Annotated in this window: 13 protein-coding genes and 1 tRNA gene; 5 read left to right on the forward strand and 9 right to left on the reverse strand. The window is 59.6% G+C overall.

Annotated features, from left to right (window positions below; translation table 11 throughout):
• Positions 1-2: 2 nt before the first annotated feature.
• From sctS to WH299_RS18005, 9 genes are read right to left on the reverse strand one after another with little or no spacing between them, the layout of a single operon-like run.
• On the reverse strand, positions 3-266 hold the full coding sequence (gene sctS / locus WH299_RS17965; RefSeq protein ID WP_028618733.1) for a type III secretion system export apparatus subunit SctS: 264 nt from the start codon (positions 264-266) through the stop codon (positions 3-5).
• 7 nt (positions 267-273) lie between these two features.
• Positions 274-927, reverse strand: coding sequence for a type III secretion system export apparatus subunit SctR (sctR, locus tag WH299_RS17970; protein WP_123478040.1), 654 nt, complete (start codon positions 925-927; stop codon positions 274-276).
• Positions 924-1,937 (reverse strand): FliM/FliN family flagellar motor switch protein, encoded by a 1,014-nt coding sequence (locus WH299_RS17975; protein ID WP_339550928.1) that lies wholly within the window; start codon positions 1,935-1,937, stop codon positions 924-926. Before WH299_RS17975 ends, sctR begins: the two co-directional genes overlap by 4 nt.
• Positions 1,934-2,392 (reverse strand): type III secretion system HrpP C-terminal domain-containing protein, encoded by a 459-nt coding sequence (locus WH299_RS17980; protein WP_126570473.1) that lies wholly within the window; start codon positions 2,390-2,392, stop codon positions 1,934-1,936. The genes WH299_RS17975 and WH299_RS17980 overlap by 4 nt, the downstream gene beginning before the upstream one ends.
• Positions 2,389-2,817 (reverse strand): type III secretion system stalk subunit SctO, encoded by a 429-nt coding sequence (sctO, locus tag WH299_RS17985; protein WP_126570474.1) that lies wholly within the window; start codon positions 2,815-2,817, stop codon positions 2,389-2,391. The genes WH299_RS17980 and sctO overlap by 4 nt, the downstream gene beginning before the upstream one ends.
• On the reverse strand, positions 2,804-4,162 hold the full coding sequence (locus WH299_RS17990; protein ID WP_123478032.1) for a FliI/YscN family ATPase: 1,359 nt from the start codon (positions 4,160-4,162) through the stop codon (positions 2,804-2,806). The genes sctO and WH299_RS17990 overlap by 14 nt, the downstream gene beginning before the upstream one ends.
• Positions 4,159-5,064, reverse strand: coding sequence for an FHA domain-containing protein (locus WH299_RS17995; protein ID WP_123478318.1), 906 nt, complete (start codon positions 5,062-5,064; stop codon positions 4,159-4,161). The genes WH299_RS17990 and WH299_RS17995 overlap by 4 nt, the downstream gene beginning before the upstream one ends.
• Before the next feature lie 34 nt (positions 5,065-5,098).
• A complete protein-coding gene (sctV, locus tag WH299_RS18000; protein WP_323623512.1) occupies positions 5,099-7,192 on the reverse strand; it encodes a type III secretion system export apparatus subunit SctV in 2,094 nt (697 codons plus the stop codon).
• A complete protein-coding gene (locus WH299_RS18005) occupies positions 7,189-8,253 on the reverse strand; it encodes an HrpJ domain-containing protein (protein ID WP_339550930.1) in 1,065 nt (354 codons plus the stop codon). Before WH299_RS18005 ends, sctV begins: the two co-directional genes overlap by 4 nt.
• A gap of 262 nt (positions 8,254-8,515) precedes the next feature.
• On the opposite strand from WH299_RS18005, the gene WH299_RS18010 reads away from it, so the two are divergent.
• The 5 genes from WH299_RS18010 (at position 8,516) to idi (ending at position 11,612) form a co-directional block, all read left to right on the forward strand.
• Positions 8,516-9,067: an RNA polymerase sigma factor gene (locus tag WH299_RS18010; RefSeq protein ID WP_028618724.1), complete on the forward strand. Its 552-nt coding sequence runs from the start codon at positions 8,516-8,518 to the stop codon at positions 9,065-9,067.
• 192 nt (positions 9,068-9,259) lie between these two features.
• A tRNA-Met gene (locus WH299_RS18015) sits at positions 9,260-9,336 on the forward strand.
• Between the two features lie 382 nt (positions 9,337-9,718).
• Positions 9,719-10,510, forward strand: coding sequence for a terpene synthase family protein (locus WH299_RS18020; protein ID WP_339550931.1), 792 nt, complete (start codon positions 9,719-9,721; stop codon positions 10,508-10,510).
• Positions 10,497-10,799 (forward strand): methyltransferase, encoded by a 303-nt coding sequence (locus WH299_RS18025; RefSeq protein WP_339550932.1) that lies wholly within the window; start codon positions 10,497-10,499, stop codon positions 10,797-10,799. The genes WH299_RS18020 and WH299_RS18025 overlap by 14 nt, the downstream gene beginning before the upstream one ends.
• A gap of 270 nt (positions 10,800-11,069) precedes the next feature.
• A complete protein-coding gene (gene idi / locus WH299_RS18030; RefSeq protein WP_339550933.1) occupies positions 11,070-11,612 on the forward strand; it encodes an isopentenyl-diphosphate Delta-isomerase in 543 nt (180 codons plus the stop codon).
• Position 11,613 lies beyond the last annotated feature (1 nt).

An 11,613-nucleotide genomic window follows, 5' to 3' on the forward strand; every position in this document is an offset into this window, starting at 1 on the left:
CCTCAGTTCAGCGCCGAGCGGCCGATCATTTCAAAGGTCAGGTTGATCAATTGGATCAACTCCACACCAATCCAACGGCCCGTCATGATCAGCGTGACGCCCACCGCCACCAACTTGATACCAAAGGGCAGTGTCTGGTCCTGTATCTGCATCAACGCCTGCACCAGGGACGTCAGCACCCCCACCACTACTGCCACGATCAACGGCGGCGCCGTCAGCAGCACCACCAGCAACATGCCCTGCTTGAACAGCACGATAGGTTCCATAGGGCACTCAGAGATAGGAAAGGAAAAGACTGTCGAGCAACCGCGACCAACCAGACACCATCACGAACAACAACAGCTTGAGCGGCAGGGAAATGGTCATCGGCGAAACCATTTGCATGCCCAGCGCCAACAACAAGTTGGAGACAATCAAGTCGATGACGATGAAGGGAATGTAGATCAGAAAGCCGATCTCAAACCCCGCCTGCAACTGCGATAAAACGAACGCCGGAATCAGCAGGATGAGGTCTTCGCGCTGTACCTCCTGAGCCATCTGCGCAGGCCATAAGCGCTTGGAATTCTCCAAAAGGTGTGTCAGTACATCCGGGTCAATATTGCGCAGCATGAAGGCACGTAGGGGTTTGATGGCCTCATTTCCCGTCTGCAGAAGCGTTTGCACGCTGCTCAAGTCAAGGGGTGAAACCTTGATACTCTCCGCGATTTCATACCCTACCGGCGCCATGATAAACAGCGTGGCCGCCAACGCGATGCCATTGATGGCCATGCTGGGCGGCACCTGCTGCACGCCTATGGCGTTACGGGTGATCATCAACACAATCACAATTTTCAAGAACGCTGTGCAGACGATCAACAACATGGGCATCAATGACAATGCCGCCAGAAACACCGCGAGAACTAAGGGGTCCAGCCCTTGAAACATCATCCGCCGAACATCACGCGGGACAGCTGCAAGCCCAGGCGCCCGTCGATCTCAACCAACTGCCCCAGGCCGATCGGCCGGTCACCGTAATAGAGGCCAGCCATACCGGGAGCGTAACCAGCGATGCCCAATACGGCCCCGGGCGCGAGGCTGCGCAAATCGCCCAGGGTGAGGTTCAGCGTTCCGCAGCGTATGTTCAGTGCCATGCTCAACTCATCAAAGGGCTCATGGCCGAATACGTCCAATACCGGCTCATCTTCGTCATACCCCGAGTAGTGGGGAGGGGTAAATTCTTCATCCACGGATGTGCCCTCAATTGAAGTCAGTGTCAGACATAACACGCCTGTGTCATCGTCAATGCGCCCATGCAGTCGCTGCCTGCCAACCTGTACATGGCCAGCGCCCTGGGCCTGGAAAAAACTCTGTTCCAATATCAGCACATCACCAACGCGCAGGCTGCGCGCTTGTGCAATCGGCAGTTGCAGGCGCCCAAGGGTCACGGCAATTGCCAGTTGAAACGACGCTGGCAACGGCGCGGCATTGCGGCGCCACGCTCCGGCATCACACAACGCGAGGAAGTTCACTGCCGTCAGCCACAGGTAGCCCATCGCCCGGGATGCCCCCAGCGTCACGCTGAGTCGGCAACCAAAACCCTTGGGGCGATCGACCTCCAGCAGTCGCACATGACCCAGCAGCGCTTGTACCTGCGGGCTTAGGTGGTGCTGGAACAACGCCCAGAACCAGGAGTCCGGATCGTTGCCCGCCTTGGCCAAGGTCACCGGACATTCACCCAGCAGACTGAGCAGGGGGCCCGCCTCGGCCAATGCCAGCACCCCGCGTGCCGTTTCAAAGCACAATGATTGCTCCCCATTGGGCGCACGACCCGGTTCGAGCGACAGCTCTCCACGCTGCCCCGCAACGTCGAACGACAGGCGCAAGCCGCGTCCGAGACGACGACGTGCAGCAACCACATCGCCACTGACCCGCGGCAACGGCACCGCCGGAATCATCATGCCGACCCGACAGAGGGAAGCAGCAGGCTGACCGTCTGCCCCAACGTTTGTGTAAACCGGTTTTCAAGCTCTTGCCGCACGCCATTGAGCCAGCGCGCCGTCTCATCCTCTTGCGCTTCAAGCTCGATGCTCCAGGCGCTCTGTTCACGGCGCACACTGGCGTTGATGCGCCCCAGGCGAGGCAGGTACAGCACCGCTTGAAGCGGCCACTGCGAAGCGGCCTGCATACGAGGTGCCAATTGCTCGGACAGCGCCTCGATCATCGCAGCACCGCCCGACGCCTTGGTTCCCGACAACTGAGTCCCGGCACCAGAACCTTCACCGTCATCAGCCCACAACTGGGAAAACAATCGCGTCAGCTCCGTGGGTACAACGCCTGCCATTCCCGGCTCTCGCTCTTCTCGCGCGTCACGCGGTCGGGGACGCTCGGCGGGTTTATCTGAAACCTGGGTCATGTCGGCTCCTGCGCCAGTAAAAGAGATAACTCCTTGAGTTTTTCCACCTGTCGCAGGCAGGCGGTGACCTGTTTCTGAGCCCTGCCGACGCAGGTCTGTTTTTCTTCCTGCTGGCCCTGCAAGGCTTCCAATTGCCCCATGCCCCGGCGAGTCGTGGCAGACAACGAGCGCTCCTGCGCGCCCCAGGACTTCAGCGCCTGCATGTTCAATACCTGCCCCTGGTGCTGGCTGAGCAACTGGGCGCTTCGCTCGGCTTCCTCGCGTCGGGTCTGCTCAAGCGCATCCTCGGCCTGACGGATATTGGCAAGCAGGGCCTGCTGGGCCCGCTTAGCCTCACGCAAGACGCGCTCGGCCCGGTCTGCCCGGTGCCGTCGCAGGCGTCGCAGCGTCTCGACTTCGCCAAGCAGCCCTTCAGAATGGGACATAGGCGGTCAGCTCCTTGAGTTGTTCCAGCGTCACAGCCATCGGCGCAGGCTCACGCAAGTCCTGGCGCAAGAAATTGTCCACAGCCTGGCGACTGTCCACGGCCAGATCGGTCAAGGCATCGCTACCGGGCTGGTACTCCCCCAGCTTGAGCATCAGTTCGATCTGCTGATACGCCGACAACAAGCGTCGCAACGCCGTACCCGCCTGGATGTCCGCAGGCTCGGCGACGTTGCTCAAAATCCGCGACAGACTTGCCAACACATCCACTGCGGGATAGTGACCACGCTCAGCCAACTTACGAGACAGCACGATGTGACCGTCGAGTAGCGAGCGGACTTCATCAGCCACCGGATCGTTCATGGAGTCCTGCTCGATCAGCACGGTGTAGATCGCCGTGATCACACCTTCACGGGTCAACCCGGCACGCTCCACAAGACGCGGTAGCAGGCTGTATACCGAAGGCGGCAGACCGCCGCGGCCAAGGGGTTCGCCGGCGGCAAGGCCGATTTCGCGCTGGGCCCTGGCGAACCGGGTCAGGGAGTCAATCAGCAGCAACACACGCAGCCCCTTGCGCCGATAACCTTCAGCCAGCGCCGTCGCCGTGAAGGCCGCTCGGGCTCGCTCCATACTGGATCGGTCGGATGTGGCGCACACCAGTACGGCCTTGGAACGCAGTTGCTCATCGAGCTCATGATCGAGGAACTCGCGCAGTTCCCTGCCCCGCTCGCCGATCAGACCGAACACGATGACATCGCACTCCACGTTACGGGCGATCTCGGCCAATAGGGTGGTCTTGCCGCAACCTGCTCCGGCGAACAGGCCCACGCGCTGACCTTCACCCAGCGTCAGCAGGCCGTCGATCGACCGCACGCCGGTGGCCAGCGCGCGGTTGATGCGCGGGCGCTCAGTGGGCAGCGGTGCCTCGCACAACACCGCACTGGTGTCCGGCAAATCAGCCTCGACAAACGCACCGGGGCCTTCTCCCGTGATCGGCCGCCCGAAACCATCCAGCACTTGGCCCAGCAATGCCTCGCTGACCTGCACCCGATGCGAGACGCCAAGGCGCTCGACGCCCGCGCCCACCTGCACACCCTCCAGGTTGCCCAAGGCGCTTAGCACCGCGTCCTGCTGATCAAAACCGATGATCTCGGCCAGCATGTAGTCGCCCGGCTTTTTCTCGACCCGGCACAAGTCACCGATACGCGCTTGGGGCAGCCGACACTGCAGCAACATGCCATTGACGCGCTGGATGCGCCCCCGCATCGTCACCGGCGCGAAGGTGGCCAGCGACTGGACTTGACGCTGCTGCCAGGCCTCCAGGCGTGCTTGCAATTGCGCACTCACCAGCGCACCTCATAGCGCTGTACGCCATCGAATACCACCTTGCTGTTATCAATCAGCACCAGGCGCAGGCCATCCACTTCATCCCCGACAAACAGTCGGCTGCCCTCCTCCAGGACCACGTGGCCATTGGGCCCGCCCACGATCTGCACGATCTTGAATGGCAACGCTCCATCGCGCGCGCGCACGCGGCTGATTACCGGTACCGCGCTGTCGAACTGCTCGCCAAAACGGCTGAGCATGCGTGCGACCAATTCAACCTCATCCTGCGAGACATCCCCACTGAGCGCGACCTGTCCATTGATCACCTGCAAACTGACGCGCTGGCTCAATTCACGTTCGCCGAGCATCTTCAACAGCTGCTGGCGGACCTCGAACGGCGAGGCCAGCTCGTGCTTTTTCACCACAGGCGGCATCAGGGATGCCTGGGCTTCAGGCTTCCCGGTGGACGCCATGCCCACCACAATGAAGATCACCGTCACCACCAGCACCAGCGTGATCAGACGCTTCTGCTGAGCGTGCGAGATCGCCGATAACTTGAGCACCGGCACCGGTACCGGCTCACTGCCCCGTGCCGACACGGCCGGTGCAGGGCCTGGAGACTGGGGCCAAGGTTCATCGGCCAAGGTGACGCACAGCCGCACGTTCGCCACCGAAAACGTGACGTTCAGCGCCAGGTGCGCAATCTGTGCCAGCACCTGACCATCAACATCCTGCAGCAACCCGGCCTCAGCCTGCACCGACCAGTTCGAGTCCATGAGCCGCAGCCGGGCATGCTGCTCAGCGATGCCAGGGTCGTTCAGCACCAAGTCAGCATCGGCGTGGGCACCGATGCTCCACTGCTCCCCGAACAAGGGCAGCGCAGCCCCCTGATGTCGCCCATCAAGCACTCGCAATTCGAACATCAGTGAGCCCTCCGGGATGGACATAGCCAAGTCTTCATGCCACCGCACCGCGCATCAATTCGTCCTGGCCCAGGTCGAAGCGCCCCAGCACCTTGACCTTGGAGGCGCTGCCCAGCTCAGCAAAAGACAGCACCGGCACGTGGTTGAATTCTTCCAGCAACAGCGCGCGCAGCGGGCTGCGCAAGTCCTGTGCGACCAGCATCACGCTCTTGAGCTTGGGCCGTACGGGAAAGGCTTGATTGAGCAGGCTGACCAACGCTGCGCTGTGTTCGTCATCAAGGGCGAAGAACACCCCGGTCTGGGTCTGGCGCAGCGCCTCACGCAGGATGTTTTCAGTCTGCGGCGACAGCAGCCAGGCATGCAGGCCGTCGGCTTCGCTGCACTGATGGTAAATCTGCGCCTTGAGCGCAATACGCGCGTAGTCGGCCAGCGCGTCTGGCTCACGTTCATGCTGTCCATACTCGATCAGCGACTCGACGATCAGCCGTACGGCGCGCAACGGCACACCCTCGCTGGCCAGGCGTTGCAGTACCGCCGAAAACCGCGACAGCGGCATGATCCGCTGTAGCTCCTGGACCAGTTCCGGTTGGTTGTGCTCCAGCCAACTGAGGATCGACTTGCTCTCCTGGATCCCCAGGAACTGCGGCCCGCTGAGCATCATTGCCTGCTTCATCCGCTCGACGATCAGGCTCGCTGAGGTGAAGCGCTCCAACTGCGGATCATCCAGCAGCGGATCATCCGGCGCCAGCCAGAGCCAATCCTGTTCATCGCGCTCTGCCAGTCCCGGAATGGCGTGCGCAGGCTCAACCGTCAGCGCTTTACGCTCAACCGCCACATGGCTGACAACCGATGCCTTGACCATCGGTACTTCGTGGACACAGAAGCGCATTTCGTCGTCGGCGAGCGAATCATCGAGTTCCACTTCGAAAGGAGGCAGCGTCAGGCCGATATTGGCCACCATTGCATTTCGGGCCTGGCGAATCGAGTGAACAAGATCAGTCACCTCAGGCGTGCCCCGTAACACCGGGGAGAATTGCAACAGGTAGGGTCTCGACGGATCAAACCCACGCAAGTCCTCACGGCCGTTCTCTTCGGGGCGCACCGCTTCAGTGGTTTCAGCTTCGGGTTGCTCCCGCCGTTGACGCTGGCGCATCAGGTAGTACCCCAGGCTGCCGGTTACCAGTGCGATCAGGATAAACACCAACGTGGGCATGCCGGGCACCGCCGCAAAGGCGAGCATTCCCACCGAGGCGATCATCCAACTCTTGGGTTCGCTGGTCATTTGCCGGGCAATTTCAGCGCCCATGTTGCTGGCGCCCTTGCGTCCGTCCGGCGCTACACGGGTGATGATCATGCCGGCGGTGAGGGAGATCAGCAGCGCCGGGATCTGTGCGATCAGGCCGTCGCCGATGGTCAATACCGAGTACAACGTAATGGACTCGGAAGCGCTCAAACCGTGCTGAAACATGCCGGTGGAAAAACCACCTAGCAAGTTCACCACAACAATGATCAAGCCCGCGACTGCATCACCTTTGACGAACTTCATCGCGCCATCCATGGCGCCGAACAACTGACTCTCACGGGACAACTGCTCCCGTTTGTCCCGCGCTTGCATGCCGTCAATCAAGCCGGCCCGCAAGTCGCTGTCGATGGACATCTGCTTGCCGGGCATCGCGTCCAGGCTGAAACGCGCCGCCACTTCGGCCACCCGCTCCGAACCCTTGGTGATCACCAGGAAGTTGACCAAGGTCAGGATCAGGAAGATCACCATCCCCACGGCGAGGTTACCGCCAACCACAAAATTACCAAAGGCCTCGACGATATGACCGGCGTCCTGCTCCAGCAAAATCAAGCGCGTCGTGGCAATCGACAGAGACAGGCGGAACATGGTGGTCAGCAGAAGGATTGACGGAAACGATGAAAACGCCAGGGGGCCCGGCAGGTACAGCGCCAGCACGATCAACAGGCATGAGATGCAGATGTTGAGCGCGATCAGGATGTCCACCAACCAGGTAGGCAGCGGCACGATAAAGATGAAGACGATGGCCATCACCACCACGGCGCCCAGTACTTCTGCGCGTTGCGCGACCTTAAGCAAAAAGCCGTTGATGGCCGAAAGTGCAGTCACGCCATGATCCCCAGCTCACCCGGAAAACGCGCAGGGCCACGCGTCATCCGATCCAGCTCCCCAATCACCGTCAGGAAACCACGCAGGGTTTCTTCGCGTACTCGACCGTCGAGCCATATCGCCAGAGGCAATTGCTGGACCAGGGGATAAAGCGCATTGAGGGCCAACAATTGCTGGACGTTCGAATTACCTGACAAGTCGCTTCCAAGCCGCAAGATTTCAGCAGCAGCGATACCTGCGCCTGCGTAACCCAGCAGGCGTTGCAACAGGCTCACTGCATCATGATCGATACCCAGGCGTTGGAGCAGGGCATTGCAACCGGAGAACACGCCGCTCAACTGTCCGCAGCTTTGCAGGCCTTGCAACAGGGAACGCAACAGCGGCGTAGGGAGTGAGGACACCTTGGCCGCGATGTCATCCGCCAGAGCCTTGCGCATCATATTGAACCCGTCGGCAAGCCGTTCGCCGCCATACACCCCCAACAGCGCCTGCATCATCGTCGCCAACGATTGGCGTGTGACCACACTGGCGTAGTAGAGCGCACGCAGCGCCTGGCGCTCCTGTGGATCTGCACTGCCCGCCTGCAGCGCCAAGGCAATGTTCAGGCCTGCCTGGATCTGCCCTTTGAAGCGGACCTCCAACTTGGCGATGGCATCACGGGCCAACGCTGCTTCCGATGAGCGCACTTCAGCGTCTGCCTGGGTTGCCACATATTTGAGTACCACGAATGCACGCGCGGGGTCCCCGCCAGCCAGCTCCAGCAATTTGTCGACATGGGGATGCTGCAGCAATTGCAAGCGGATGCGGCGCGAAAGGCTCGCAAGGCTCGCCTGGGCAGGGTGCCCCAACTGATCATAAATTTGCGCAAGCTGTTCGACCGGAGGCACGCGCACGCTCATCTTCCGCTGACTCAAGGGCTGGCTGTTGTTTTGCACTTCCAGGCTGAACAGGTGAGCGAGCTCATCCAAGCCGGGAACTGGCGCCGGCGTGGATGCCTGGCTGACAGCAGGTTTATCCAACTGCTGGACCGTTTGCACATCCGGGGAAGATTCGACTTTCATGGACAGACCTGAACAAGAAGAGTGTTTCCCTGTGTGGCAAGGCCAGCTCAAACGGTTCCATCAAGTCGAATGTCACGAAAAATTTGAAAAGACTTGCACGCACCTCAACGGCTCTATGCAAGGTCCTGCGCAAAACCACACCATTTCAAGATATTTATCGTTATAAATCAGAGAATTACATAAAAAACCGTCTTGGCATAGCCAGTGCAAAAGGGGTTCCCGTCGACACCTTTTCGACTGCGTCTACACCAAGGAAACAATCATGAATATCCCTATTGAAGCTTTAGCGCACCTCGTTGGCAGCTCGCCTCAATTCATGCTTCACCTGACAGACGACCAGCAAAAAAAACTTCGGCGCTTCATTCACAAGCGCGTACTCAACCCAGAGGATGCGGATGATCTTCTGCAGTTGACGTATCTGGAAGCCTGGCGCAACCGAGAGCGTTTCAGCGGCAATGCCACGCTCAGCACGTGGATGTGTGGTATCGCGCAAAACCTGATCCGCAATCACTTCAGGCGCTTGTACGCCAAGCCCGTGCATTGCGAGTTTGATGAGTCGCTCTGGCATGGCCAGGAAGACAACCACAATCTGGATTGGGAGTTCGAGGTAAACCGTCGCCTGGAAAAAACCCTGAGCGCTATCGACCATCTGCCAATGGAAATGCGCAAGACGCTGTACGCCTCACTGGAAACCGACGGCAGCTATCAGGACACAGCCGACGCGTTGGACATTCCTATCGGCACCGTGCGTTCACGCCTGTCACGAGCACGCGAACAGCTTAAGCGGGCCACGCACAACCCGAAACATCCCTAGCGTCATTGGACGCGTTGAGCGGCAGGGATATCTGCTCAACGCGATCAAGTTTTGCGGGGCATTCGGCAGGGCGAAGAGTGATCCACTCGTCGCCAGATCCGCTGATTTCGCTTAAACAGTTGAAAGCGTAGATAAAAATTCAAAATAAACACTTGACGCATTCCCGTTCTACGCGAATAATGCGCGCCACTTGGCTACATAGCTCAGTTGGTTAGAGCATAGCATTCATAATGCTGGGGTCCGGGGTTCAAGTCCCTGTGTAGCCACCAAGTACCGATCCATAGATGTCTACAGCAGTCTATGAATCACCTCAAGAAGCCCGCCTAGTGCGGGCTTTCTTGTTTCTACCGTTTCAAAAGACCCTAGCGCTGACAGCGCTGCCTCCTGAATGCCCTCCCCCAAACATCAACCCAGGTACGCTCATGACCCGGCTGCAATGGGGTTAACCGCGAGCGCTGAAACACCGCTTCCCCTTCAGTTGTGCGGGGTTTCCCGCGCCCCTCTCCGAAATACCTGACATCCAAGAACATTTACTTCCGAGCATGATCCGCATCGCAGGAATACAGCCGCGCGGCCTGAACGCCCCCCTAGTGGAGGTTGCTTGAATGTGAAACAAGGATGTCATATGACAAATAACTCAGGGGGGGCTTCATGCCGATACCACCGCTGATCATTCCCGAGATACCGCTTCCGTTCTCGAGTCCGCCGCCGCGCGCCGACAGCCCTCAGTTGCGGGAACATGCCCTCGCCTGGGCGCAACGATACGGTCTGATCGGCCGCCGAGGGGCGCACCGGCTAAGCACCACAGCATTGCTCGACCTCGGAATGGCACTGTGCGGGCAGGCTCCCACACACAAGGCCGAAACCCTCGTGTGCTGGTACCTGTGGGCGCTAATACTCGATGACCGAATCGATGATGGGCCCTGGGCAGAAAATGGCGTCCTGGAGCGTTTCGTCACAGCGGTACAGGCAATAACCGAGAACGACTGTGTCGATCAGCCGCATGAAATCGGCCGATTTGATGACCCAATGCTCAGTGTCCTGGTTGATGACCTATGGTCACGGACACGGAGCTGGGGTAACGAACGTTGGCGGCATAGAGTCGTACAGCATTTACTGCGACATCTGCGTGCGCAGGCGATGCTGGTAAAAATGCGGGACACAGGAACGGCAATCACGCTGGCCGAGTATCTGCCGTTGCGACGGGATTCGTTCGGGGCACTGTTCTTCTTTGATCTCATCGATGCGGCAGAAATGCTCGACCCCTACGAGCACTCAGACACCATCGAATGGTGGAGCACACTCCGCGAGCACGCTGCCGATATCATCACCTGGACGAACGATATCCACTCGATTGCCAAAGACGTGGTCTGTGGTGAGCGCTTCAACCTGGTATCTGTTCTAGCGGACATCGGCTGGAGGTCGCACTATGAGCACCATTGACTCAGCCGAGGAGCCCGGCTACACCAACAGCTATCTCGGTGATCAGCACGCTGGCCAATTGATGCGGCTACGCACCCTGGAGCGTGCCTTTGACCCGTTGAGCCGAACAGTCTTTGGCCTGCTGCCTCTTCCGGATAACCCGGCCATTCTTGACCTCGGCGCTGGCGCCGGATCATTCGCCGGCTGGCTGAGCAAGCGTTACCCCGATGCGACGGTCATCGCCACTGACATTGACACCCGCGTTCTTACCGACATACCTGGCATTCGGGTGTACTCCCCGACCGGCTAAGAGAGCGGGGTCTCTCATTTATCGGACATCGCACTCTCGAAGGCCGAATCGGCGATGACAGCCCGGCTGATGCCTTCTGGGCGTCAACCACAGCACAAGCCGGGCCGACGCTGCTCAAGCTCGGGCTACTCACTCAGGATGACCTGGATGCCATGGCCGGGCTGCGCGCCTCCTCGACCTTCACCGAGGCCGCGTTGACATTCATCAGCGCCTGGGGACAAGTGCCCGAGCGAGGGTAGACAGTCGCAACTGCAAGAAAGAGGACACGTGATGACTGACAATGTGGTTTTAGTCGATGAACAAGATCGTCAGATCGGTGTATGTTGCAAACGCGACGCACACCTGGGAGCGGGGCAGCTGCATCGCGCATTTTCGGTTCACCTGATCGACAGTGCCGGACGCCATCTGATCCAGCGCCGTGCCGCAGGTAAAATGCTGTGGCCTGGTTTCTGGTCGAATGCCTGCTGCAGCCATCCGGTACCTGGCGAGACTGTTCTGGATGCGGCGTCTCGTCGTCTGCGCGAAGAACTGGGGGTCTCTGCCTCCTGCCGCTTCCTTTACAGTTTTGAATACCATGCGCGCTTTGGTGTGATCGGTGCGGAACATGAATTATGCCATGTGTTGATTGCTCAATCTGACGCGATGATCTTCCCGACCGCCGAAGAGGTCAGCGAGGTCGAGTGGCTGACCCGCGCAGAAGTCTCAGCCCAGCTGTCCGATCCTACAGCACACTTTACCCCCTGGTTTCGAATGCAGTGGCGCCACCTGCTAGCGCAGCACCCTACATTCGATACACCCACATTTCATGAATAAC

Origin of the sequence: Pseudomonas sp. MYb541 (assembly GCF_037479595.1) — a bacterium.
In the GTDB taxonomy this organism is placed as follows: Bacteria; Pseudomonadota; Gammaproteobacteria; order Pseudomonadales; family Pseudomonadaceae; genus Aquipseudomonas; species Aquipseudomonas canadensis.